Genomic DNA, 24,672 nt, shown 5'->3' with positions numbered 1-24,672 from the left:
GATGTGGCAATACCCACACGGTGAACGGCACGTCTTGTTGGTTCTCTCCTTGGCCCCGGGCGGGTCCGTAGGACAGGATCGGCTCTCATGGACCTGCTGAACACGCTGGTGGACAAGGGGCTTCGGCGCGAGCTGCCGACCCGCGAGGAAGCTCTGGCCGTCCTCGCCACTTCCGACGACGACGTGCTCGATGTGGTGGCCGCGGCCGGGAAGGTGCGCCGGCACTGGTTCGGGCGACGGGTGAAACTCAACTACCTCGTCAACCTGAAGTCCGGGCTGTGCCCCGAGGACTGCTCCTACTGCTCCCAGCGGCTCGGCTCCTCCACCGGCATCCTGAAGTACACCTGGCTCAAGCCCGAGCAGGCCTCCCAGGCCGCCGCCGCGGGGCTGGCCGGTGGCGCCAAGCGGGTCTGTCTGGTGGCCTCCGGACGCGGCCCGACCGACCGTGACGTGGACCGGGTCGCGGGCACCATCAAGGCGATCAAGGAACAGAACGAGGGTGTCGAGGTCTGCGCCTGTCTCGGTCTGCTCTCCGACGGCCAGGCCGAGCGGCTGCGCGAGGCGGGCGCGGACGCCTACAACCACAACCTCAACACGTCCGAGTCGACGTACGGGGAGATCACCACCACCCACACCTACGCCGACCGCGTCGACACGGTGAACAAGGCGCACGCGGCGGGCCTCTCCGCCTGCTCGGGCCTGATCGCCGGCATGGGCGAGTCGGACGAGGACCTGGTCGACGTGGTGTTCTCCCTGCGTGAGCTGGACCCCGACTCGGTGCCGGTCAACTTCCTGATCCCGGTCGAGGGCACCCCGCTCGCCAAGGAGTGGAACCTGACTCCGCAGCGCTGTCTGCGGATCCTCGCGATGGTCCGGTTCGTCTGCCCGGACGTCGAGGTGCGCATCGCGGGCGGGCGTGAGGTGCATCTGCGCACGATGCAGCCGCTGGCCCTGCATCTCGCCAACTCGATCTTCCTGGGCGACTACCTCACCACCGAGGGCCAGGCCGGCAAGGCCGACCTGGAGATGATCGCCGACGCCGGCTTCGAGGTGGAGGGCGCCGGCCAGGTGACGCTGCCGGAGCACCGGGTGGACGCGGGCGGGGGCTGCGGGTCGCGGGCCGAGGCCGGCTGCGGTGCGCACTCCGATGGCGGCTGCGGGTCGCACGGGGACGCCGGGTGCGGGTCGCACGAGGGCGGCGGAGTGTGCGGTACGGCCGCGGCCGCGGCCGCGGTCCCCGCCACGCACGAGCCGCGCACCGATCTGGTCGCCGTCCGCCGTCGCGGTGCCGGGACGGACCTCGCGCCCAATGCCTGACCTGCCCGTGTCCGAGCTGCTGGAGCTCGACCGGCGGCATGTGTGGCATCCGTACGGGCCCATGCCCGGCCGGGTCGAACCGCTCGTCGTGGAGTCGGCGAGCGGGGTGCGGCTGCGGACGTCCGCCGGGGAGCTCGTGGACGGCATGGCGTCCTGGTGGTCGGCGATCCACGGCTACAACCACCCGGTGCTCAACGAGGCGGCCCGCGACCAGCTCGACCGGATGAGCCATGTGATGTTCGGCGGGCTCACCCACGAGCCCGCCGTACGCCTGGCGAAGCTCCTTGTCGACATGTCTCCCGCCGGGCTGGAGCATGTCTTCCTCGCCGACTCCGGCTCGGTGTCGGTCGAGGTCGCGGTCAAGATGTGCCTGCAGTACTGGCGCTCGCTGGGCCGCCCGGCGAAACAGCGGCTGCTGACCTGGCGCGGCGGCTACCACGGCGACACCTGGCAGCCCATGTCGGTGTGCGACCCCGAGGGCGGGATGCACGAGCTGTGGACCGGGGTCCTGCCCCGCCAGGTCTTCGTGGACGCGCCTCCCGCGGAGTACGAGGAGTCGTACGCGGAACAGCTGCGTTCGGCCGTCGCCGCGCACGCCGACGAGCTGGCCGCGGTGATCGTGGAGCCGGTGGTGCAGGGTGCGGGCGGGATGCGGTTCCACTCCCCCGCGTATCTGCGGGTGCTGCGCGAGGCGTGCGACGCGCACGACGTGCTGCTGGTGTTCGACGAGATCGCCACCGGCTTCGGCCGCACGGGCGCGCTGTTCGCCGCCGAGCACGCGGCGGTGGCACCGGACGTGATGTGTGTCGGCAAGGCGCTGACCGGCGGCTGTATGACGATGGCGGCGACGCTGTGCACCGGGCGGGTGGCCGACGGCATCTCGCGGGGCGAGGTCCCGGTCCTCGCGCACGGACCGACCTTCATGGGCAACCCGCTGGCCGCGTCCGTCGCCTGCGCCTCGATCGAGCTGCTGCTGGGGCAGGACTGGCTCGCGGAGGTCAAGCGGATCGAGGCGGGTCTGCGGGAGGGGCTGGAACCGGCGCTCGGCATCCCGGGTGTGCGGGACGTCCGCGTCCTGGGCGCGATCGGGGTGGTGCAGCTGGACCACGCGGTCGACATGAAGGCGGCCACGGACGCGGCCGTGCGCGAGGGTGTCTGGCTGCGGCCCTTCCGCGACCTGATCTACACGATGCCGCCGTATGTCACCGGCGACGAGGACGTGGCACGGATCGCGCGCGCGGTGGGCGCGGCGGCGAAGGAGGGATGAGCATGCCGATCCTGGTGATCACCGGAACGGGCACGGAGGTCGGCAAGACGATCACGACTGCCGCCGTCGCCGCGTCGGCCGTAGCGGCCGGCCGCTCGGTGGCCGTCCTGAAGGCCGCGCAGACGGGTGTACGACCGGACGAGCGCGGGGACGCCGACGAGGTCGCGCGCCTCGCGGGCGCCGTCACGGCGACCGAACTCGCCCGCTATCCCGAGCCCCTGGCCCCGGCGACGGCCGCGCGGCGGGCCGGGATGACTCCGGTGCGCCCGCAGGAGATCGCCGAGGCCGCCGCCAAGCTGGCCGCCGCGCACGATCTGGTGCTGGTGGAGGGGGCCGGCGGACTGCTCGTCCGCTTCGACGAGGCGGGCGGCACCCTGGCGGACGCGGCGGAGCTGCTGCGGGCACCGGTGCTGGTGGTGGCGTCCGCGGGCCTGGGCACCCTGAACACCACCGAACTGACGGCCCGTGAACTGCGGTCACGAAGCGTGGAGTTGCTGGGTGTGGTCATCGGCGGCTGGCCGGACTCCCCCGATCTGGCGATGCGTTGCAATCTCACGGACCTCCCGGACGTGGCCGGGGCGCCCCTGCTCGGGGCCCTGCCGATGGGGGCCGGCGCGCTCGCCCCCGCCGACTTCCGTACGGCGGCGCCGAGTTGGCTCGCCGCGCGGCTGGACGGCACCTGGGACGCCGGGGAGTTCCGGGTGCGGGAGGCGCCGTAGCGGCGTCACAGCCGCTGGAACAGCACCGGCACCAGACCGACGAACGCGGGCACCAGGAGGTAGAGGGTGATCCCGGTCATCGCCTTGCGGGTGCCCACGGGCAGGACGGGGACCGCCCAGACCCTGGCTATGGCGGCGTCGGCCTCGTCGCGCGGGAGGCCACCGCGGTACAGCGTCTGGACGTGGTCCTGCTTCACGGCCAGCGCGGAGTGGTAGCCGATGGACGACGGATAGACGATCACCAGCATGTCCAGCACCATCACGCCGAGCACGATGAACACCATCCAGGCCGCGGCCGACAGCCAGACGGTGAAGAGGACCAGCAGCCCGATCATGTGGGCCAGGGCGGAGCCGTAGGTCCAGAGCATGAACTGCCGCAGGGTGCGCAGCCCCTGGAAGCCGTCGCTGTCGAGGTTCATGTTCGGGGTCACCCCGAAGCCGAGATCCTTGGACCGGTACAGGTAGACCGTGAAGACGACGCCCATGACCAGTTGCTTGGCGAGGAAGTAGAAGGCGTAGGTGCCCGCCGCGCACAGGGCGGCCGCCAGTTCGGGGTGGGTGTGCCGGTTGGCCCACCAGCCGTCGTAGACCTCGGAGCGCCAGACCCGGTCCGGGAGGCCGGTCGGGTTCCAGGACTCCATGAGGCCATGGGTGTTGACGATGCCGTACAGCGAGCACACGCCGATCGCCATGGTCAGCGCGACGGCGGCGGACACCCGCCGGCGGCCGAGCGCGCCGAACCAGCGGTTGGTCGCGTCGACCAGCCGGTTGAGCCGCTCGACCTGCTCCGGGGTCAGCCGCGCCGCGCCTCCGTTGCGCTCGTTCATCGGCACGAAGTCGGCGATGGCGCGCACCTGTTGGCAGCAGAAGACGGGGGTGATGAGGACGACCGCCAGCACGACGAGACCGGCCGGGTCCTGGAGCAGGGGCAGACTCAGGGCGGCCGGTTCGGCGTTGCGCGAGAACACGTAGTCGAGCGCCCAGCGCCGGTGCGGTTCGTGGGACGGGCCCAGCACTCCCGCCGCGTCGGCCAGGCCCAGCAGCGTGACACACACGACCAGGCTGATCAGCAGGATCTTGGTCTTCGCGGTGAGCGGCCAGTGCAGCAGACGGACCAGCAGACGGGCCGTCCTGCGCAGCGGGCGCGGCAGAAGGGTCAGCAGACGGGCGTCGCGGCGCACGCAGTCCGCCGTGCACGGCCGGAAGACGCCTCCGATCCGCTGCGGTTCCAGTGGCTTGAGTCTCTCCATTTCTCCCCCGGTTTCCTGGTGGTGCGACCGTCACGGAGCAGCCGCCTCCGGCGGCTGCTCGGGACGGGACAGGACGAGCGACACGACGACGACGCTGACGATCACCGAGACGGCCACCAGGGCCACCACCCAGTCCGGAACACCGCTCAGGAACAGCGCCGGAAGGGAGGTGACCGCGGAGACGATCCGGGTGGCGGCGACGACGCGGGAACCGATGCGGGCGGCCGTGCGCCAGGTGTGGACGACGGCGACCAGGGTGATCAGGCCCAGCACCCCGTCGCCGACCACGACGGGCGTCGGCGGTCCGGCCTGCGCCAGATCCGAGTCGCCGGGCGGGACGTCCAGGAAGTTGGTCAGATCCGTCAGGCCGAGCAGCGCGGCCAGGACGAGACCTGTCCGGTTCTTGCGGGTGAGGGTGCGCACCTCCGCCGTGCGTGTCATGTCGCTTCCCCCGTCCAGTGGTTGAGGCCCCTTGGATGCGGGGCCCATAGGGCGAGCATCCCGGGCCCGGCCCGCGGGACACCACGGCGCGCCTTCCCGGCCCGCCGGGAAGATGTCCCGGCAAGCCGGGAATACCCGACTCTCCCCGCCGGAACGCCCCTTCGGCCATCATCGGGACATGACGACCACCGGCCCGCCCATCCGGGTCCTCATCGCCGACGACCATCCCGTGGTACGGCGCGGGATGTGCGCCCTGCTGGCCTCGCTGGACGGCGTGGAGGTGGTGGCGGAGGCCGCCACCGGTCAGGAGGCGCTGCGGGAGGCCCAGTTGAGCCGTCCCGACGTCGTTCTGATGGACATTCAGATGCCGGCGATGGACGGCGTGGAGGCGACCCGCCGGCTGGGGACGCTGCTGCCGGACGTGGCCGTGCTCGTGGTGACCATGTACGAGGACGACGAGACCGTGGTGTCCGCGATGCGCGCCGGCGCCCGCGGCTATCTCCTCAAGGGCGCCCAGCAGGAGGACATCCTCACCACCCTGCGCGCGGTGGCGGCCGGCCAGTTCGTCATGGGCCGTTCCGTGGCGGCCCGGCTGCTCGGACACCTCGATCCGGCTCCGGCGCGCCCCGCGGCCTTCCCCGACCTGACCGCCCGGGAGCGGGAGGTCCTCGACCGCGTGGCCCGGGGCTACAGCAACGCCGGTGTGGCGGCCGACCTGTCCATGGCCGCGAAGACCGTCGCCAACCATCTGTCCACGATCTTCGTGAAGCTGGGCGTCAACGGCCGTACGGAGGCGGTGATCCTCGCCCGTGAGCAGGGCCTGGGCGTGGAGGCGGCGGGTGGTGGCGTCGCGGCGGGCGCCGGGCCGTGACCGCGCGCGTAACGCGGCCCGCCCTGTGGAGCGTGCTCGGGCTGCTCACCGGTGCCGCGGTGGCCTCGCTGTGGTGGGCGCCGCCCGGCCGTTCCGAGGTGTGGATCGTCTGGCCCGTCATCGTCGGCACCTGTCTGGCGGCCTGCTGCTGCGCGGTCGTCGCGCGGCGGGCTCTCGGCGCGCCCGCACTGCTCCTCGCCGTGTCCGCGACGGCGCTGCTGGCCGCTGCCCCCGCCCTCGCCGCCGGCCTCCACGACGTCGCGGTGGTGCTCTGTGTGCTCGCGTCGGCGGTCACCGTGCCGCTCGCCGCGTTCCGTGTCGTCGAGGTGCGTCCGGACTCGGTGCCGCTGCGCTGGGCGGAGGGCGCCGTCGTCGTCCTCGGCATCGGGTGCGCGGTGGTGTGGGTGACGGGCCCGTGGGCCGTGCTCGTCGCCCTGGGACTCGCCTCCGGCGCCGCCGTGTGCGCCGGGACCTGGGTGCTGTTCGAGGTCACCGCCGACGACGACCGGCGTCGGGTGCTGTGGCTGGTGTTCGCGGCGGTGGCGACGACGCTGGGCGGCATCCTCCTCTTCGCGGCCGAGAGCGGCTTCTCCCCCGGTCCCCTGGTGACCGCCGTGTCGACCGGGGTGGTGTCCCTGCCGCTGCCCCTCGCGATCACGGTGGCGGTCCTCGCGCCCCGGCGGGCCGACGTGCGGACCGTGATGCGCGCCGCGGCCGTCCTCATCGTCATGCTCTCGCTGAGCGCGGCGGTCTACGAGGGCATCGCCTCGGTCTGGGAGCTGGTGGTGGGCAGCCGTCCGGGCAAGGGCGTGCCGGCCCTGCTGGCCGCCGTGATCGCCGCCGGGTACCAGCCGGTGCGGCTGCGGGTGGAGGCGAGCATGGACGAGATGCTCTTCGGGCGCTCCGCCGACCCGGTCGAGACCCTGTCCCGGCTCGGCACGGATCTCACGGCGGGCGCCCCGCCACCGCTGTGGCTGCACACCCTGCGCACCACGCTCGGTGTACCGGGCATCGCCCTGCGCCAGGACGGCGCGACGATCGCCACGGCGGGCGCGGTGGACGAGGGCCATACGGTGGTCACCGCGCTGCGTGCCGGCGGCGAGCGGGTGGGCGACCTGGCGGTCCGCCTCCCCGTGGGCCATCTGCGGCTGCCCCCGGCCGCCGCGTCCGTCGTCGACCTGGTGGCGGCGCCCCTCGCGCAGGCCCTGTACGCGGCGCGGCTGAGCGAGCAGCTGCGGGTCTCCCGGGGCCGGGTCGTGACGGTCCTCGAGGAGGAGCGCCGCCGGATGCGCCGCGATCTCCACGACGGCCTGGGCCCGACCCTGACCGGTATCGCCTATACGGCGGACGCCGCCGTCAATCTCCTCGGCTCCGACCCGGAGCGGGCCGCACGGACGCTGCGCGGGCTGCGCGCCGACGCCGGGGACGCCATCGCCGAGATCCGCCGGATCGTCTACGGGCTGCGCCCCCAGGCGCTGGACGAGCTGGGCCTGGTCGACGCGATCCGCCAGCGCGCCCTCCATCTGCACGCCGCCGACGGCCGTCGTCTGGATGTGACGGTGGACGTCCCGGAGCGGCTGCCGTCGCTCCCGGCCGCCGTCGAGGTGGCCGTCTACCGGGTGGCCGTGGAGGCGGTGACCAATGTCGCCCGGCACTCCGGGACGGCCTCGGCCACCATCACCCTGCGGCTGTCCGAGCCCGCCTCGCTGCGGGTGACCGTCACCGACACCGGTCACCACACCACGTCCTGGAGGCACGGTGTGGGCATCCAGTCGATGCACGAGCGGGTCGAGCAGATCGGCGGCCGTCTCACCATCCGCACCACCCCGCAGGGCGCGACGGTCACCGCCGACCTTCCCCTGGCCCTGGGGGACACCGAGGGGGATCCGCCGGCGGACGGGTCAGGTGTCCCCACCGTCCCCGAGCAGTCGTACCAGCTCGATCCGTGAGCGGATGTCCAACCGGGTGAACACGCCCCGCAGATGGTGGTCGATGGTGCGCGGACTCAGCGCCAGCCGGGCGGCGATCTCGCGGTTGGTGGCGCCGTCGGCGGCCATCCGGGCGATGATCAGCTGCTGGGCCGTGAGGCGGCCGGTGGGGTCGTCGGGCCGGCTGGGTGTCGCGGGCACTCCGAGGGCGCGGAGTTCGGCCCGGGCCCGGTCCGCGCAGTGGGGGGCGCCGAAGCATTCGAAGGCCTCCAGCGCGCTGTGGAGGCGGTCGCGGGCTTCCGTACGACGGCGCAGTCGGCGCAGCGCGGAGCCGAACAGCAGCTCCGTGCGGGCGCGTTCGTAGTCGCGGGTGCCGTGGGCGTGCAGGGCGAGTGCCTCGCGGTAGTGGTCGGGCGCCTCGGCGCCGGGTGCGAGCAGGGCGCGGCAACGAGCGCTCAGGGCGAGGTCGTCGGGGCTGCCCACGGCGCGTGCCCAGCGGTCGTAGTCGGCGTGCGCGGCGCGGGCGACCCGGGTGTCGCCGGTGCGGACGGCGGCCTCGACGTAGTGCGGGGTGGCCAGATGGCGGATGGCGCGATGGCCGTGGCCCGGCCCGAACCCGGCGAGGGCGCGCAGCCGGGCCGCGGCCCCGGCGAAACGCCCCTCCGTCAGATCGAGGAAGGCGAGCGCCCACTGGGCCAGCGCGGCGGGCAGACCGAGGCCCCGGCCGAGGGCGTACGTCCGTGCCGCCGCGGCGCGTTCCCGGCAGGTGTCCCCGTCACCGGTGACCGCCGCGAACATGGCGAGGGCGGCCCGCAGATGACAGGCGCCGTTGTCCTGACCGGTGGCGTACGCCTGTCGCAGGGCGTCCGTCGCGATGGCCGCCCCGGCGTGCGGGCGCCCGGTCCAGAAGTCGGCGTAGGCGCGAAACTCCAGCGCCTGTACGGCGATCGCGGTCACCCCTCGCGCGCGGGCCGAGGCGGCCGCCCGATGGGTGGCGGTGGCGGCGCGGGTGTGGTCGCCGAGCATGAGCGCGGCGATGCCCGCGTGCACCAGCAGGGTCGGCTCGTCCCCGGGCGCGCACCGCCCGGCCGCGGCCTCCAGCTGATCCCGAGCCTGCTCGTACCGCCCCTCGAAGGCCGCCGCGAGCCCTCCCAGCGTGCCGGGCGGTACGACCCCCATCCCCTCGGCGACGCGCGCGGCGTCCCGGCATCGCCGCAGGTCACCGGTGTAGATGGCGGCTTCGGTGGCACGGGCGAGCAGAACGGTCGGGCCGGTGTCTTCGTACGGTTCTTCCGAGTGCGCCCCTGCGGAACCGTTCCTTCCCCGCACCTCGTCGGCTCTTCGCCGTATCGCCCGCTCGCTCCCGGACACGGCTCCCAGCAGCGCGTCGAAGGCCTCGGTGGCGTTCTCCGCGCGTAAGGCGAACAGGCCGGTGAGCGCGTCGTCGGCCGACCCCCTGGCGGCCAGCCGGCGGGCCCGGTCGGCGTCGCCGGCCTGCCAGGCGTCGGTGGCGGCCCGGGTGAGGAGGCGGGACTGGGTGGCAGGGTCGGGGCTGAGGGCCGCGGCGCGTTCCAGCAGGGCCCTGGCGAGGGTGAGCCGGCCCGTCGACCGGGCCTCACCGGCGGCCGCGCCCAGCTCCGCCACGAGCCGCCCGCTGGGGCCGAGGGCGCCCGCCGCCCGGTGCCAGGAGCGGCGCGGTGTCTCGCCGTCGCCGTTCAGGACACGGGCGAGCAGGCGGTGGACCTCGCGCCGGTCCGAGGGCGACCCGGCCTCGTACGCGGCGATCCTCGTCCAGGCGTCGCGGAAGACGACCCCGCCCGCCCCGGCGTGCGCGATGCCGGCGGTCTCGGCGGCCTCCAGGGGGCGGGTGTCGAGGCGGGCGGCGGCGACCGCGCGCAGGAAGGCGTGGGTGGCGACCGGGTACTGGTCGGCGGCGGCGAGGAGCAGCAGCAGGCGGGTGCCGTCGGGCAGGGCGCGGATCTCGGCGCGGTGGGCGCGCAGCAACTCCGGGGCCAGTTCGGCGGGTCCGGTCGGCAGCGGGTCGAGGCCGGCCGACTCACGGTCGGTGAGCCGCGCCGTCAGCTCGGCGGCGGCGCGCGGATCGCCGTAGACGGCGTGCAGGACCCGTACGCGGACGCCGTCGGGGAGTTCGGACGCCGTGCGTCTCGGTGGCGAAGTGCGGTCAAGCGGTTGCGGGTTCACCGGAGTCACCACACAACTGATGTTACTGGCGAGTTAATTGAACCGTAAAGACCGGCGATTTCGCCGATGCGGCGCGCGTAGACCCGAGTTGACACTCCTGGCGAACCCACCCGTGTCAGGAGGCATCATGCAGCGCATCAGGCGTCGTATCGCCACGGCACTGTCGGCCGTGGCCGCATCGCTCCTTCTGTCCCTCTCCTTCGCCGCCGTGCCCGCGCACGCGGCGACCCACAACCCCGTCGTCTTTGTCCACGGCCTCAGCGGTGACGCGAGCGGCTGGGACGACTGGATCTCCGACTTCGAGGCGGACGGCTACGCGTCGTCCGAGCTGTACGCGTGGTCGTACGACTGGTCGCAGTCGAACGCCACCACGGCCTCGCAACTGGCCACCGAGATCAAGAGCGTGCTCTCGAAGACGGGTGCCTCGAAGGTGGACCTGGTCGTGCACTCCATGGGCGCGCTCTCCTCCCGCTACTACCTCAAGAACCTCGGCGGGACGGCGTACGTCGACGACTTCGTCTCGGTCGCCGGGGTCAACCACGGGACGTCCGTGGCCTCCTGGTGCGCGTGGCTGTACACCTCCTGCAAGGAGATGCAGACCGGCAGTTCGTATCTGACCGCCCTCAACTCCGGTGACGAGACACCCGGCAGCGTGTCGTACGCGAGCTACTGGTCCGACTGCGACGCCGCCGTCGTACCCAACAGCTCGGCCCTGCTGAGCGGCGCGACCAACGTCGACGTCGGCTGCATCTCGCACACCGACATGAACAACGACCACGGCGTCTACCAACAGGTGCGGAACTTCATCGCCTGACCGGCCGCGGGGGTGCGCGGGGGCCTTACGGGGGAGAATCACCGTAAGGCCCGTCCTGCGAGGGAGGTCCCCATGCCGCTACGGTCCCCCGGCTCGGTCCCGGTGGCCCGGGATCCCGTGCACCACCCGCTGTTCGCCCGCTACTACGCCCGTGCCAGCGTCTCCGCCGAGACCCGGATGGGCATGGGCGCGATCCGCGACCGACTGCTGGCCGGGCTCTCCGGACGGGTGATCGAGATCGGCGCGGGCAACGGACTGAACTTCGCGCACTACCCGAGCGCCGTCTCGGAGGTGGTCGCGATCGAACCGGAGCGTCTGCTGCGGAAGCGGGCCGTCGACTACGCCCTGCGCGCCGAGGTCCCGGTGGACGTGGTGCCGGGCGCGGCCGAGGCGCTCCCCGTCAAGAGCGAGGCCTTCGACGCCGCGGTGCTCTCGCTGGTGCTGTGCAGCGTGCGCGATGTGCCACGGGCGCTCTCGGAGGTGCGGCGGGTACTGCGGCCCGGTGGTGTCGTGCGGTTCTTCGAGCACGGCCGGGGCGGCGGACCGGCGATGGCCTTCACCCAGCGCGCCCTGGACCGCACCCTGTGGCCGGCGCTGAGCGGCGGCTGCCATCTGGCCCGTGAGCCGGTCGCCGCCCTGCGCGCCGCCGGTTTCGAACTCGGCCCGTATCGGCGGCTGATGATGCCGGAGAGGGGGCCGAGGCTGCCCACCTCGTACTGCGTGCTGGGCACGGCGTGGCGGGCGCGCCTCAGCGAGGCGGACGCCTGAGTCACACCGTCCAGCCGCGCAGCTCCACCGCGATGTCGTACACCGTGGCGTTGCCCTTCTTGACCATGCGGGCCAGGTCACGGACCTGGGCCGGTGAGGTGGTGACCCGCAGGCCGCTGGCGACGAGGTAGGCGTAGGCGACGGCTGAGGCGAAGAGGGCGTTGGAGCGCTCCAGCGCCGGGATGTGGATGAGGAGTTGGAGCAGGGACGCGGCGCGTGCGTGCGGGTTGTCGTAGACGGGGACGTCGAATATCTCGGCCTCGTGCCGTGCGACGGCGGCGACGAGGGCGCCCCAGTCGATGACCTGGGGGTCACCGGGGGTCCTCTGTTCGGCGAGCATGAGCAGCCAGGCGAGATCGATGCTGAGGTTGTTCAAGGGATCAGCGGCGACCTTCGCGCGGGTTCTCGCTCTCCGTGCCGAACTCGTCCGCGAACACGGACTCGTACTGCTTCATGAAGTCGGCGGCGGCCTCGACGAAGGTCTGGCCGACCTCTCCGGTGTCCTGTTTCACGAGTTCCTCTATGTACCGGTTGACGCTCATGCCCCGGGCCAGGGCACGCTCCCGGGCGGCACGGGCCGTGCCCTCGTCCACTCTCACGTTCAGCTGGGTCTTCGCCATACTTCGAAGCTAGCGCCGAAGCGCTAGCACGGCAAGAGTGTCTCCGTCGGGGGAAACTCCTCCCCCGGGTGGAGCATGCCCCTTACACCGATATCAGGGGCACGACCTGCGGCGGAGACCACCTCGGCCCCACGGAGGATTTCGGGTGTGCGCTCACTCACACTAGCTTGGCACCCACAGTGGCCGACCCGGCAAGGAGGCAGCGTTGTCCACATCTGCAGCGCGGGGCGCGGCCCGCGCCCGCGGTCTGACCAAGGCGTACGGCTCGGGAGAGACGACCGTGCTCGCCCTCGACTCGGTGGACGTGGACATCGCGCGCGGCCGCTTCACCGCGGTCATGGGGCCGTCGGGCTCGGGCAAGTCCACGCTCATGCACTGCCTGGCCGGACTCGACACCGTCTCGGCCGGTCAGGTATGGCTCGGCGACACCGAGATCACGGGGCTGAAGGACCGCGAGCTCACCCGCCTCAGGCGCGACCGGATCGGTTTCATGTTCCAGTCCTTCAATCTGATCCCCACCCTGAACGCGGCGGAGAACATCACCCTGCCCATGGACATCGCGGGCAAGAAGCCCGACGAGAAGTGGCTGGACCAGGTCATCGACACGCTCGGACTGCGGGACCGGCTCAAGCACCGTCCGTCCCAGCTCTCCGGCGGCCAGCAGCAGCGCGTCGCCTGCGCGCGGGCGCTGGCCTCCCGGCCCGAACTGATCTTCGCGGACGAGCCGACCGGCAACCTGGACTCACGGGCCGGTCTCGAAGTGCTCGCGTTCCTGCGCCAGGCCGTCGACGAGCTGGAGCAGACCGTCGTCATGGTCACCCATGACCCGGGGGCCGCCGCCCACTCCGACCTGGTGCTGTTCCTCGCGGACGGGCGGATCGTGGACGAGATGGAGCGGCCGACGGCGGAGGCGGTGCTGGAACGCATGAAGCGCTTCGACGTGATCCGCAGCCAGTTCGAGGCGGACGGGGAGGCGTGAGCCGGTGCTGAAGGCGACCCTGCGCAGCTTTCTCGCCCACAAGGGGCGGCTGCTGCTCTCCGCCCTGGCGATCGTCCTGTCGGTGGCGTTCGTCGCGGGCAGCCTGATCTTCTCCGACACCGTCACCCGCACCTTCGACCGTCTCTTCCACTCCACCTCCGCCGATGTGACCGTGGAGCCGAAGCAGGACCTCAAGTCCCAGGTCCCGACGGGAGCGGTCGACACCGTGCCGGCCTCGCTGGCGGAGCGGGTGGCAAAGGTCGACGGGGTCGGGTCGACCCACGCGGACGTCAGCGTCCAGAACATCACCGTCGTCGACAGCGGGAACAAGTCGGTCGGCCCCACCACCGGCGCGCCCACCATCGCCACCGACTGGTACCTCACCGACCGCAGCCCCGTCAGGCTGACCTCGGGTCACGCACCGCAGAGCGGTGACCAGGCGTTGCTGGACGCCGACACCGCCGACAAGAAGCACGTCAGGATCGGCGACACGCTGACCGTGCTCGCCCAGCCCGGCACCTTCAAGGTCCGGATCGTCGGCATCGCCACCTTCACCACCACCAACCCCGGCGCGGCCCTGGTCTTCCTCGACCCGAAGACCGCGGCGGCCCAGCTGCTGGGCTCGGCCGACAAGGCGACGTCCATCTCGGTCGACGCGGCGAAGGGCGTCAGCGACGCCCAGCTGAAGAGCCGGGTCGTGGCCGCGATCGGCACCGGCACCTACGACGTCAAGACCGCCGACGAGCAGGCCAAGTCGGCCGCCTCCGACCTCGGTGGCTTCCTCGACGTCATCAAGTACGTGATGCTGGGCTTCGCCGGGATCGCCGTCCTGGTCGGGATATTCCTCATCGTCAACACCTTCTCCATGCTGATCGCCCAGCGCACAAGGGAGTTGGGCCTGCTCAGGGCCCTGGGCGCCGACCGCCGGCAGGTACGGCGCTCCGTGCTCACCGAGGCGGTCCTGCTCGGTGTGGTCGGCTCGACCCTCGGTCTGGCCGTCGGCATCGGCCTCGCCGCCGGGCTGATCAGGCTCATGGGCACGTTCGGGATGAACCTCAAGACCGCCGAGATGGTGGTCAACTGGGGAACTCCCGTCGCGGCCTACGTCGTCGGCGTCGGCGTCACCTTCGTCGCCGCCTATCTGCCGGCCCGGCGCGCGGCGACCGTCTCACCGATGGCCGCGCTCGCGGCGGCCGAGATCGCGGACGTGGGGCGGCCGCTGAGGACGCGCGCGATCGTGGGCTCGGTAGTCGGCGTGCTCGGTGCGGCGGCGCTGGTCGGCTGCGCCACGGCGACCAAGACGGCCTCCTCGGCCTCCCTGCTCGGCCTCGGGGTGGTCCTCACCCTGGTCGCGACGGTCATCGCGGGCCCGCTTCTGGTCCGCCCCGTGATCCGGGTCCTCGGCGCGGCCTTCCCGGCCCTCTTCGGCTCGGTCGGCCGCATGAGCCAGCGCAACGCCCTGCGCAACCCCCGCCGTACGGGCGCCACGGCCGCCGCCCTCATGGTCGGCCTCGCCCTGGTCGGCGGAATGTCCGTGGCCAGCGCCTCCATGTCGAAGTCCTTCGACCAGCAGATCGACAAGACGCTGGGCGCCGACTTCGTGATCCAGAACACCAACTTCGTGCCGTTCTCCCAGGAGGTCACCGACAAGGTGCGCGGCACCGACGGCGTCGGTCTCGTCGTACGCCAGCGGTACGCACCGGTGGCCGTGACCCTGCCGGACGGCAAGCGGATCAAGACGACCGCGGCGGGTTACGACGACAAGGTCGACGACATCGCGCATGTGACGTACTCCTCCGGGAACTCGGCGGCGGCCCTCGCCCCCGGCAGCCTCGGCATGGACGTCACCTTCGCCAAGGACCACCATGTGCGGGTCGGCGACACGATCCCGGTCGAGTTCCCCGGCGGCCAGAGGACCGGCCTGAAGGTCGCCGCCCTCACCGACCAGGGGGGCTCCGGCGGTTTCGGCATGCAGGGCGGGCTATTCTTCGGCATCGCGACGGTCGAGAAGTACATCCCCGGCGGCCAGGACTCCGCCCTGTACGTCAACGCGAGTTCCGGCACGAGCGTCGACCGGCTCCGCGCGAACCTCAAGAAGACCCTCGCCCCCTACCCGCAGGTGCAGGTCCGTGACGAGGCCGACTACAAGAAGCTGGTCCACGACCAGATCGCCGTCCTGCTCTACCTGGTCTACGCCCTCCTCGGCCTCGCGATCATCATCGCGGTGCTCGGCGTGGTCAACACCCTCGCGCTGTCGGTCGTCGAGCGCACCCGTGAGATCGGACTGCTGCGCGCCATCGGGCTCGCCCGGCGTCAGCTGCGCCGGATGATCCGGCTGGAGTCGGTGGTGATCGCGGTGTTCGGCGCGGTGCTCGGACTCGCCCTGGGCCTGGTCTGGGGTGTGTGCGTCCAGCAGGTCCTGGCCCTGCAGGGCATGAAGGCGCTGGCGGTCCCGTGGGGCACGATCGTCGCGGTGGTGGTCGGCTCGGCGGTCGTGGGCGTGGTCGCGGCGCTGCTGCCGGCGTTGCGTGCATCCCGTATGAACGTGCTGGCGGCCATCGCGCACGAGTGAGGGGACGGCGGCGCACGCTCGAGTCGATCAAGGGTGAGGAGAGTTCATGCCGCGTCCCTTCCGTTTCGGAGTCAGTCTGCTGACCGCTGCGCCCGCGCGGGAGTGGCGCGCCAAGTGCCTGCGGGCCGAGGAGCTCGGCTACGACGTGATCCTGGTCCCGGACCACCTCGGCATGCCGGCTCCCTTCCCGGCGCTGGTCGCGGCGGCCGGGGCGACCGAACGGCCGAGGCTGGGCACCTTCGTGCTCAACGCGGGTTTCTGGAACCCGGCGTTGCTCGCCCGCGAGGTGGCGACGACGGACGCGCTGACCGGCGGGCGCCTCGAACTCGGGCTGGGCACCGGGTATGTACAGGCGGAACACGACACCGCCGGGCTGCCCTTCGGCTCACCCCGCGAGCGGGTGGACCGTCTCCGGCACCTGATCGAGGAGCTGGAGCGCCTTCTCGCGACCGACGAGCGGCAGCCGTCGGCCCGGTTGCCCCTGCTGGTCGGCGGCAACGGCGACCGGATGCTGCGGCTCACCGCAGAGCACGCGGACATCGCCGCCTTCGCGGGGGCGTCCCTGGCACCGGGAAGCACCACCGGCACACTCGATCCGACCGGCGCCGAGGAACTGGACGAACGTGTCGCCCGGTACCGGCAGCTGGCCGAGGGCCGCGCGGAACCGGCCGAACTGAACCTGCTCATCCAACTGGCGGTCGTCACCGACGACCCGGAGGCCGCGCTACGGCCGCTGCTGGCACGCCGGCCGGAGCTGAGGGCGGAAGCCGTGCTCGGGCTGCCCAGCGTCCTCGTCGGCACCCTGGACGCGCTCGCGGCGAAGGTGCTGGCCCATCGCGAGCGCTATGGCTTCTCCTACCTGACGATCCTGGAGCCGTACATGGAGGCCTTCGCGCCGGTGGTCGCCCGGCTGCGGGGCCGGTGACCGTCCGGATACCGGAATTCCGGGCCGGGGACGACCGCGGCTGATGGGATCGCCGTATGACTGATCTACGACTGCGCGCCGCCACCCCCGCCGACCTGGACACCGTTCTGGCCTTCTGGAAGACGGCCGCGGAGGGCACCAGCATCAGCGACGACCGTGCCGGCGTGGAGCGGCTCGTCGCCCGGGACCCCGAGGCACTGATCCTCGCCGAGCGGGACGGCGAGCTCGTCGGCACCGTGATCGCGGGCTTCGACGGCTGGCGCTGCCATCTGTACCGGCTCGCGGTCCACCCCGGGCGGCGCCGTCAGGGCATCGGCTCGGCGCTGGTGGCGGCGGCCGAGGAACGCTTCGTACGGCTGGGCGGCCGGCGCGGGGACGCGATGGTGCTGGTGCGCAACGAGACTGGGCAGCACGCGTGGCGCGCCGCGGGGTACACACCCGAGGAGCACTGGCAACGCTGGGTGAAGCCGCTCACCCAGTGAGGTCTTTTGCTCATCCTTTACCATTGGGGGATCATCGGTCCTCCAATGGCGGACCACCCGGTCCCGCATGAAAGGTGTGAGCGTCCGCCCATGGGCGAGCCCCCCAGTGGTACAAGCCGTAACCGACATCGCGCGTTCCTCCCCGCCCTGTCCGACGATGGGACGGAGGTGACCCGATGACCGAAGTGCTCCTCCTGCTGGTGGCGATCCTGCTCTCGCTCGCCTGTGGTGCCTTCGTCGCGGCCGAGTTCTCCCTGACCACCGTGGAGCGGGGCGAGCTGGAGCGGGCCGCGGAGCGCGGTGAGCGGGGTGCCGTCGGCGCCCTGAAAGCCGTGCGGAACCTGACGTTCCAGCTCTCCGGCGCCCAGCTCGGCATCACCGTCACCAACCTGGTGGTCGGCATGCTCGCCGAGCCGTCGATCGCCAAGTTGATCGCGGGCCCCCTGGAGGCGCTCGGCCTGTCCCGGTCGACGGCGTCCTCACTCGCCCTGGTGCTCGGTACGGCGCTGTCGACCGTGTTCCTGATGGTCGTCGGCGAGCTGGTGCCCAAGAACTGGGCGATCTCCGCACCGCTGACCATGGCCAAGCGGGTGGGCAACGCCCAGCGCTGGTTCAGCGCGGCCTTCCGCCCCTTCATCACCCATCTCAACAACACCGCGAACCACGCGGTCCGCCGCATGGGCCTGGAGCCCGCCGAGGAGCTGGCCTCCGCGCGCAGCCCCAAGGAACTCGCCGCGCTCGCCCGGCACTCGGCCAAGGAGGGCGCGCTGGAGGCGGACACCGCCGAGCTGTTCGTACGGACCCTGAACCTGGCCGATCTGACGGCGGAGAATGTGATGACCCCGCGCGTCCAGGTCATCGCCCTCGACGCCCAGGCGACCTGCGAGGACGTGGCCAACGCCACGCGCGCGACCGGGCTGTCCCGCTTCCCCGTCTACCGCGGCAGCCTCGACTCGGTGGTGGGCACCGCGCACGTCAAGGACGTCCTGGCGATACCCGCCGAGCGCCGCGCGCGCGTGTCCGTCTCCGAGATGATGCGCGAGCCGCTCCTGGTCCCCGAGACCCTCACCGTCGACCGGCTGCTGGACCGGCTGTCCGGCAAGCGCACCATGGCCGTCGTCATCGACGAGTACGGCGGCACCGCGGGCGTGGCCACCCTGGAGGACATCGTGGAGGAGGTCGTCGGCGAGGTGCGGGACGAGCACGACCCGCACGAGACGCCCGACCTGGCCGCGGCGGGCAGCGACGACGAGGGCCGCACCCTGTACTCCGCCGACGGCTCCGCCCGTGTCGACCAGCTCGCGCGCGTGGGCCTCAGGGCGCCCGAGGGGCCGTACGAGACGCTGGCCGGTCTGGTCGCGACCGAGCTCGGCCGGATTCCGGCCGAGGGAGACACCGTGGACGTCGCCGGATGGCGGCTGGACGTGGTGGACGCCTCGGGGCGCCGGGCCGCGCGGGTGCTGATGCACGCGCCGTTCGCGGACGAGACGGCGGACGGGACGACGGACGAGGAGGGGGCGAAGTGACCGCCGTACAGCTGTTGATCGGTTTCGCGACCCTTGTGGTCAACGCCTTCTTCGTCGGCGCCGAGTTCGCGCTGATCTCCGTACGGCGATCGCAGGTCGAGCAGTACGTCGAGGGAGGCGCGGAGGGCGACCGGCGGGCCAAGAGCGTGCTGTGGGGTCTGGAGCACGTGTCCGCACTGCTGGCGGCCGCGCAGCTCGGCATCACCCTGTGCACGCTGGTCCTCGGTGTGGTCGCCGAGCCGGCGATCGCGCACCTGCTGGAGCCGGTCTTCCACGCCGTGGGCGTGCCCGAGAGCGCGGGTCACGCCGTGTCCTTCGTGATCGCGCTGACCCTGGCGACGTATCTGCACATGCTGCTCGGCGAGATGGTGCCGAAGAACATCGCGCTGGCCGAGCCGGTCCGCACCGCCCTGTTGCTCGGCCCGCCGCTGGTCACCCTCGCCCGGGCGCTCCGGCCGGTGATCTTCACGATCAACGCCTTCGCCAACACCCTGCTGAAGCTGCTGCGCGTGGAGACCAAGGACGAGGTGACGGCCACCTTCTCGGACGCCGAGCTGGCCCGGATCGTACGGGACTCGGGCGAGGCCGGGTTCCTCGACGACCGGGCGCAGGAGCGGCTGCGGGACGCGCTGGAGCTGGGCCGTCGGCCGGTGCGCGATGTCGTCCTGCCGCTGGAACGCGTCGTCTACGCGCGCGTGGGCGTCACGCCGGAGGAGCTGGAGGGCCTGTCGGCCGAGTCCGGCTTCTCCCGCTTCCCCGTCGTGGAGGAGAACCGCCGGATCGTAGGCTATCTCCATGTGAAGGACGCCCTGGACGCCTCGCCGAGGGACGAGCCGTTCCGGGTGCGCGACATGCGCCCCATCGCGCGCGTGCGGGCGAACACCCCGCTGGACGACGTCCTCACCGCGCTGCGCGGCAGCCGCACCCACCTCGCCGCCGTGCTCGGCGACGACGGCCGGCTGGAGGGACTGGTGACGATGGAGGACGTCCTGAGGGAGCTGTTCGGGCAACGCGCGTGACGGCCGTCCGAGAGCCTCGCGAGCGTGGGGAGGCCGACCGACCGACGGGTATGGAGCCGGGTTACGATTTCCGTCGCCATGCAGACGAATCCCACTCACACCAGCCTGGTCGCGGTCGGCGACTCCTTCACCGAGGGCATGTCGGACCTGCTGCCCGACGGTTCCTACCGCGGTTGGGCCGACCTCCTCGCCGGCCGGATGGCCGCCGTCACCCCCGGCTTCCGGTACGCAAACCTCGCGGTGCGCGGCAAGCTGATCGGGCAGATGGTCGACGAGCAGGTGACGGTCGCCGCGGCCATGGAACCCGACGTCATCACCCTCGTGGGCGGCCTGAACGACACCCTGCGCCCCAAGTGCGACATGGGCAGGGTCCGCGGCCTGCTGACCGAGGCGGTGGAGCGCCTGGCCCCGTCCTGCAAACAGCTGGTGCTGATGCGCAGCCCCGGTCGCCAGGGCCCGGTCCTGGAGCGGTTCCGCCCGCGTATGGAGGAGCTGTTCGCCACGGTCGACGACCTCGCCGCCCGGCACGGCGCCCTGGTAGTCGACCTGTACGGCGCCCCGTCCCTCTCCGACCCGCGCATGTGGGACGTGGACCGGCTGCACCTGACGGCCGAGGGCCACCGCAGGGTCGCGGAGGCGGTCTGGCAGACGCTCGGCTACGACCCCGAGGACACGGAGTGGCGTACGCCGATGCCGGCCACACTGCCGCCCGGCTTCGTGGCGCGCCGCGTCGCCGACGCCCGCTTCGCCCGCCAACACCTGCTCCCCTGGATCGGCCGCCGCCTGACCGGCCGCTCATCGGGCGACGGGCTGCCCCCGAAGAGGGCGGAACTGCTGCCCTTCGAGGGGCCGGCGGCGCAGGAGGCGTGAGGAGCGGGGGCCGGGGGGCCGGAGGTCCTGAGGTCCTGAGGCCCCGGGCGGCCGGAGTGACGCAGCTCTCGTAGATTCCGCCGAATACACCCATGGCGCTGGCCTGCACGAATCGCCAGTAGAATCCGTCTACGTGACTTCTGCGCCCGCCAAGCCCCGCATCCCGAACGTCCTCGCCGGACGCTACGCCTCCGCCGAGCTCGCCACGCTCTGGTCCCCCGAGCAGAAGGTGAAGCTGGAGCGCCGGCTCTGGCTCGCCGTGCTGCGGGCCCAGACGGACCTCGGCATCGAGGTCCCGGACGCCGCGATCGCCGACTACGAGCGTGTCCTGGACACCGTCGACCTGGCCTCCATCGCCGAGCGCGAGAAGGTGACCCGGCACGACGTCAAGGCGCGGATCGAGGAGTTCAACGACCTCGCCGGGCATGAGCACGTGCACAAGGGCATGACCTCCCGCGACCTCACCGAGAACGTGGAGCAGCTGCAGATCCGGCTCTCCCTGGAGCTGGTGCGCGACCGCGCGGTGGCGGTCCTGGCCCGCCTCGGCAAGCTCGCCGGCGAGTACGGCGAACTGGTCATGGCCGGCCGCTCGCACAACGTCGCCGCGCAGGCCACGACCCTGGGCAAGCGTTTCGCGACCGCGGCCGACGAGCTGCTCGTGGCCTACGGCCGGGTCGAGGAGCTCCTCGGCCGTTACCCGCTGCGCGGCATCAAGGGCCCGGTGGGCACGGCCCAGGACATGCTGGACCTGCTGGGCGGCGACGCGGCGAAGCTCGCCGAACTGGAGACCCGGATCGCCCGGCACCTCGGCTTCTCGCAGGCCTTCACCTCGGTCGGCCAGGTGTACCCGCGCTCGCTGGACTACGACGTCGTCACCGCCCTCGTCCAGCTGGCCGCCGCCCCCTCCTCCGTGGCCAAGACGATCCGTCTGATGGCCGGGCACGAGCTGGTGACCGAGGGCTTCAAGCCGGGGCAGGTCGGCTCCTCCGCGATGCCGCACAAGATGAACACGCGGTCCTGCGAGCGCGTCAACGGCCTGATGGTCGTCCTCCGCGGCTACGCGTCGATGACCGGCGAGCTGGCGGGCGACCAGTGGAACGAGGGCGATGTGTCCTGCTCGGTGGTGCGCCGGGTCGCGCTGCCGGACGCGTTCTTCGCGCTGGACGGGCTGCTGGAGACGTTTCTGACGGTGCTGGACGAGTTCGGCGCGTTCCCGGCCGTCGTGGCCCGAGAACTCGACCGTTACCTGCCCTTCCTGGCCACCACCAAGGTGCTGATGGGCGCGGTGCGCGCCGGCGTCGGCCGTGAGGTCGCGCACGAGGCCATCAAGGAGAACGCCGTCGCCTCCGCGCTGGCGATGCGCGAGCAGGGCGCCGAGCGCAACGAGCTCCTGGACAAGCTGGCCGCCGACGAGCGCATCCCGCTCGACCGGGCCGAGCTGGACGCGCTGATGGCCGACAAGCTCTCCTTCACCGGTGCCGCGGCCGACCAGGTCGCCGCGGTCGTCGCCCGTGTCGAGGAGATCGTCAAGCGGCACCCCGAGGCCGCGGGTTACACCCCGGGGGCGATCCTCTGACCCGCTTCAGCCAGGCGGAGCTGGAGGCCGCCCGCGACCGTCTCGTCCCGGACGTGGTCGCGGACGGCCTCTCCGTTCTGTTCTGCGGCATCAATCCCGGCCTGATGACGGCCGCGACGGGCCATCACTTCGCCCGCCCCGGCAACCGCTTCTGGCCGGTGCTGCATCTGTCCGGCTTCACACCGCGCCTCATGAAGCCCTCGGAACAGGGCGCGTTGCCGTCGTACGGGCTCGGCATCACCAACGTGGTGGCGCGGGCGACGGCACGGGCCGACGAGCTGAGCGCGGAGGAGTACCGGGAGGGCGGACGGCAGTTGGCGCTGAAGGTGGCGCGACTGGAGCCCCGGTGGCTGGCCGTGGTCGGCGTCACCGCCTATCGGGCGGCCTTCGACGACCGCAAGGCCCAGGTGGGACCACAGGAACGGGTGATCGGCCGGACGCGGGTGTGGGTGCTGCCGAACCCGAGCGGGCTGAACGCACATTGGACGGCACAGACGATGGCGGAGGAGTTCGCGCGGTTGCGGGTGGCGGCGGAGGGGGCCTAGCTGTCAGGGCGGGTCCGTCTCGGTGACGACGGCGACGAGTTGGACCTCGTCCGTGCGGTCCCGGTCGGCGACGGCCACGGCGACCCAGCGGCCGGTGCCGACGATCTCCCAGAGGTGGGCCGTGTCGGCACGGGCGCTGAGGGAGGCCCAGGGTTCGGGTATCTCCTCCCGCTCCGTGCGCAGCAGGACCGTCTGCAGGTTCCAGGGGTCCGTCTCGCCCCAGCGCGGTGCCACCCGCTCGAAGATGGCGTCCCGCACCTTCCGGTACTGCTCCGCCGTCACCGCCCGCTCCGCGCAGTCACCGCCGCGAAGGCCGTGACTGCTCTCTAACACCGCGAGGTGATGACCGTGCTCCGCCGGAAAGGGCCGGAGGCACAGCTCGTCGAGGAGAGCGATGTGCTGCGCGATGTCCATGTGGTCCAGTAAAGCGCCTGCCACTGACAATTGGTGAGGCGTCACACGTCCCGCCCGCCGCACCCTCCACGCCCCCGCGACCAGCACGATCCCCGTGGGATGGGATGGGATGCCGAGCGGCAGATCCTGGTGGTGACGACGTTGGGGAACGACGCGCAACCGTGATCGCCGCCCATGAGTCGGGGTGCGTGGCGCCGGGCTGACCGGGCACCGGGGACAGACCGGTGCGGAGGTCGTTCGGGCCCGGTACTCGCCGCTGTCCGCCGCGCCGAGTACGATCCGCCCAACACGCGCACGAGCTGGGAGGACGGACGTTTGGGGCGGCTGACCGGCGGGGATCCCTCGCTGCTGCGACGGATCAACTCCGCGGTGGTGCTGCACGCGCTGCGGGGCACCGACGCGGCGACACTGACGGAGATCACCCGGGTGACCGGGCTGTCCCGGCCGACCGTCGAGGGCGTCGTCGAGGGGCTGATCGAGGCTGGCTACGTCATCGAGAAGGCCGCCGACGAGAGTGTCGTACGACGTCAGGGGCGGCCCGCGCGGCGCTTCCGGTTCCGTGCCGAGGCCGGGCATCTGCTCGGGCTGGACATCGGCTCGCACCGCGTCGCCGCACTCCTCGCCGACCTCGACGGGCGGGTGCTGGGCGCGGTCGCCAAGGACGTGGCCGAGTCGGCTCCGGCGGAAGAGCGGCTGGAGCGGCTGCGCCTGGCCGTGGCCGAACTGCTGCGCCGGGCCGGTGTCGCCCGCGACTCGCTGCGGGCGGTGGGGGTCGCCTCGCCCGGGATCGTCGAGGCCGACGGCACCGTACGGCTGTGCGCGGCGCTCCCGGAGTGGACGGGGCTGCGCCTCGGCGAGCGGCTCAGCCGCTCCTTCAAGTGCCCGGTGCTGGTGGAGAACGACGCGAACGCGGCGGCGGTCGCCGAGCACTGGAAGGGTGCGGCCACCGAGTCCGACGACGTCGTGATGGTGCTGGCCGGACTGAGCCCGGGGGCCGGTTCGCTGATCGGCGGGCGGCTGCACCGCGGATTCGGTGGCGCGGCCGGCGAGATCGGCGCGCTGCATCTGCTGGGCCGCGAGGTGACACCCGAGACGCTGCTGTCCACCACGGACGAACCGCTGCACCCTCTCGACGAGCAGGCCGTCGCCGAGGTCTTCGCGCAGGCCCGCGAGGGCGACCAGCGGGCCCGCGCGGCCGTCGACCGCTTCATCCAGCGCCTGGTCCACGACGTCGCCGCCCTGGTCCTCGCCCTCGACCCGGAACTCGTGGTCATCGGCGGCTGGGCGGCCGGCCTGGACGGCGTCCTGGACCCGCTGCGCCGCGAGCTGGCCCGCTACTGTCTGCGTCCGCCGAAGGTGGCTCTCTCCCTGCTGGGCGAGGCGGCGGTGCCGACGGGCGCCCTGCGGCTCGCCCTGGACCATGTGGAGGAGCAACTGTTCGCGGTGGAGGGCACGGTGACGGCGCGGCGCTGACGGCCGAGCGGCACGGGCAGCCGACCCGACGGACGTGAAACGCCCCGCGCCCCGGAGGAGTTCCGGGGCGCGGGGCGGGGGTGGCGGTGTGCCG

At 72.4% G+C, this 24,672-nt stretch carries 23 protein-coding genes; 17 read left to right on the top strand and 6 right to left on the bottom strand.

Annotation, left to right across the window (positions count from 1 at the left end; all coding sequences use genetic code 11):
• Positions 1–87: 87 nt before the first annotated feature.
• From bioB to bioD, 3 genes are read left to right on the top strand one after another with little or no spacing between them, the layout of a single operon-like run.
• The gene (bioB, locus tag ABZT17_RS36660) at positions 88–1,317 is read left to right on the top strand and encodes a biotin synthase BioB (protein ID WP_356355658.1); all 1,230 of its coding nucleotides are present in this window, start codon (positions 88–90) and stop codon (positions 1,315–1,317) included.
• Complete coding sequence (locus tag ABZT17_RS36655; RefSeq protein ID WP_356355656.1) at positions 1,310–2,584, top strand: adenosylmethionine--8-amino-7-oxononanoate transaminase; 1,275 nt, start codon at positions 1,310–1,312, stop codon at positions 2,582–2,584. Before bioB ends, ABZT17_RS36655 begins: the two co-directional genes overlap by 8 nt.
• Positions 2,585–2,586: 2 nt before the next feature.
• On the top strand, positions 2,587–3,303 hold the full coding sequence (bioD, locus tag ABZT17_RS36650; protein WP_356355684.1) for a dethiobiotin synthase: 717 nt from the start codon (positions 2,587–2,589) through the stop codon (positions 3,301–3,303).
• A 5-nt stretch (positions 3,304–3,308) separates the two neighbouring features.
• On the opposite strand, the gene ABZT17_RS36645 is transcribed toward bioD, so the two are convergent.
• Positions 3,309–4,553: a hypothetical protein gene (locus ABZT17_RS36645; RefSeq protein ID WP_356355655.1), complete on the bottom strand. Its 1,245-nt coding sequence runs from the start codon at positions 4,551–4,553 to the stop codon at positions 3,309–3,311.
• A 30-nt stretch (positions 4,554–4,583) separates the two neighbouring features.
• Positions 4,584–4,994: a hypothetical protein gene (locus tag ABZT17_RS36640; RefSeq protein WP_356355653.1), complete on the bottom strand. Its 411-nt coding sequence runs from the start codon at positions 4,992–4,994 to the stop codon at positions 4,584–4,586.
• A gap of 178 nt (positions 4,995–5,172) precedes the next feature.
• Here ABZT17_RS36640 and ABZT17_RS36635 point away from each other — a divergent pair, with 178 nt between their 5' ends.
• Positions 5,173–5,865, top strand: coding sequence for a response regulator transcription factor (locus tag ABZT17_RS36635; RefSeq protein ID WP_356355651.1), 693 nt, complete (start codon positions 5,173–5,175; stop codon positions 5,863–5,865).
• On the top strand, positions 5,862–7,814 hold the full coding sequence (locus ABZT17_RS36630; protein ID WP_356355649.1) for a sensor histidine kinase: 1,953 nt from the start codon (positions 5,862–5,864) through the stop codon (positions 7,812–7,814). The genes ABZT17_RS36635 and ABZT17_RS36630 overlap by 4 nt, the downstream gene beginning before the upstream one ends.
• Here ABZT17_RS36630 and ABZT17_RS36625 read toward each other — a convergent pair.
• Positions 7,767–10,007, bottom strand: a complete 2,241-nt coding sequence (locus ABZT17_RS36625) for a LuxR C-terminal-related transcriptional regulator (protein WP_356355648.1) — start codon at positions 10,005–10,007, stop codon at positions 7,767–7,769. The genes ABZT17_RS36630 and ABZT17_RS36625 overlap by 48 nt on opposite strands.
• 115 nt (positions 10,008–10,122) lie before the next feature.
• On the opposite strand from ABZT17_RS36625, the gene ABZT17_RS36620 reads away from it, so the two are divergent.
• Complete coding sequence (locus ABZT17_RS36620) at positions 10,123–10,809, top strand: triacylglycerol lipase (protein WP_356355647.1); 687 nt, start codon at positions 10,123–10,125, stop codon at positions 10,807–10,809.
• Positions 10,810–10,881: 72 nt separating this feature from the next.
• On the top strand, positions 10,882–11,577 hold the full coding sequence (locus ABZT17_RS36615; RefSeq protein WP_356355645.1) for a class I SAM-dependent methyltransferase: 696 nt from the start codon (positions 10,882–10,884) through the stop codon (positions 11,575–11,577).
• 1 nt (position 11,578) lies between these two features.
• Here ABZT17_RS36615 and ABZT17_RS36610 read toward each other — a convergent pair whose 3' ends face one another.
• Together ABZT17_RS36610 and ABZT17_RS36605 are read right to left on the bottom strand one after the other, a co-directional pair.
• Positions 11,579–11,953 (bottom strand): fic family toxin-antitoxin system, toxin component, encoded by a 375-nt coding sequence (locus ABZT17_RS36610; protein WP_356355643.1) that lies wholly within the window; start codon positions 11,951–11,953, stop codon positions 11,579–11,581.
• A gap of 4 nt (positions 11,954–11,957) precedes the next feature.
• Complete coding sequence (locus tag ABZT17_RS36605; RefSeq protein WP_356355641.1) at positions 11,958–12,197, bottom strand: toxin-antitoxin system HicB family antitoxin; 240 nt, start codon at positions 12,195–12,197, stop codon at positions 11,958–11,960.
• 205 nt (positions 12,198–12,402) lie between these two features.
• Between ABZT17_RS36605 and ABZT17_RS36600 the strand changes: the two genes are divergently transcribed.
• The 9 genes from ABZT17_RS36600 (at position 12,403) to mug (ending at position 22,691) form a co-directional block, all read left to right on the top strand.
• A complete protein-coding gene (locus ABZT17_RS36600; protein ID WP_356355639.1) occupies positions 12,403–13,176 on the top strand; it encodes an ABC transporter ATP-binding protein in 774 nt (257 codons plus the stop codon).
• 4 nt (positions 13,177–13,180) lie between these two features.
• Complete coding sequence (locus tag ABZT17_RS36595) at positions 13,181–15,748, top strand: FtsX-like permease family protein (protein WP_356355637.1); 2,568 nt, start codon at positions 13,181–13,183, stop codon at positions 15,746–15,748.
• Between the two features lie 46 nt (positions 15,749–15,794).
• A complete protein-coding gene (locus ABZT17_RS36590; protein ID WP_356355635.1) occupies positions 15,795–16,673 on the top strand; it encodes an LLM class F420-dependent oxidoreductase in 879 nt (292 codons plus the stop codon).
• Positions 16,674–16,729: 56 nt separating this feature from the next.
• Positions 16,730–17,155: a GNAT family N-acetyltransferase gene (locus ABZT17_RS36585; protein ID WP_356355633.1), complete on the top strand. Its 426-nt coding sequence runs from the start codon at positions 16,730–16,732 to the stop codon at positions 17,153–17,155.
• Positions 17,156–17,331: 176 nt separating this feature from the next.
• Positions 17,332–18,681: a hemolysin family protein gene (locus ABZT17_RS36580; RefSeq protein ID WP_356355631.1), complete on the top strand. Its 1,350-nt coding sequence runs from the start codon at positions 17,332–17,334 to the stop codon at positions 18,679–18,681.
• Positions 18,678–19,700: a hemolysin family protein gene (locus tag ABZT17_RS36575; protein ID WP_356355629.1), complete on the top strand. Its 1,023-nt coding sequence runs from the start codon at positions 18,678–18,680 to the stop codon at positions 19,698–19,700. Before ABZT17_RS36580 ends, ABZT17_RS36575 begins: the two co-directional genes overlap by 4 nt.
• A 78-nt stretch (positions 19,701–19,778) precedes the next feature.
• Entirely contained in the window at positions 19,779–20,570 is a 792-nt protein-coding gene (locus ABZT17_RS36570) for an SGNH/GDSL hydrolase family protein (RefSeq protein ID WP_356355627.1), read from the top strand.
• A 133-nt stretch (positions 20,571–20,703) separates the two neighbouring features.
• Positions 20,704–22,146 (top strand): adenylosuccinate lyase, encoded by a 1,443-nt coding sequence (gene purB / locus ABZT17_RS36565; protein ID WP_356355625.1) that lies wholly within the window; start codon positions 20,704–20,706, stop codon positions 22,144–22,146.
• Between the two features lie 53 nt (positions 22,147–22,199).
• Positions 22,200–22,691: a G/U mismatch-specific DNA glycosylase gene (gene mug / locus ABZT17_RS36560; protein ID WP_356355623.1), complete on the top strand. Its 492-nt coding sequence runs from the start codon at positions 22,200–22,202 to the stop codon at positions 22,689–22,691.
• A 3-nt stretch (positions 22,692–22,694) separates the two neighbouring features.
• Here mug and ABZT17_RS36555 read toward each other — a convergent pair whose 3' ends face one another.
• Positions 22,695–23,105: a hypothetical protein gene (locus ABZT17_RS36555; RefSeq protein ID WP_356355621.1), complete on the bottom strand. Its 411-nt coding sequence runs from the start codon at positions 23,103–23,105 to the stop codon at positions 22,695–22,697.
• Positions 23,106–23,420: 315 nt separating this feature from the next.
• Between ABZT17_RS36555 and ABZT17_RS36550 the strand changes: the two genes are divergently transcribed.
• Positions 23,421–24,578, top strand: coding sequence for an ROK family transcriptional regulator (locus ABZT17_RS36550; protein WP_356355619.1), 1,158 nt, complete (start codon positions 23,421–23,423; stop codon positions 24,576–24,578).
• Positions 24,579–24,672 lie beyond the last annotated feature (94 nt).

The sequence above is a fragment of the Streptomyces sp. NPDC005648 genome (assembly GCF_040605395.1).
In the GTDB taxonomy this organism is placed as follows: Bacteria; Actinomycetota; Actinomycetes; order Streptomycetales; family Streptomycetaceae; genus Streptomyces.
Note: the sequence above shows the minus strand (reverse complement) of the source record. Positions and strands in the feature narration are given on the sequence as shown.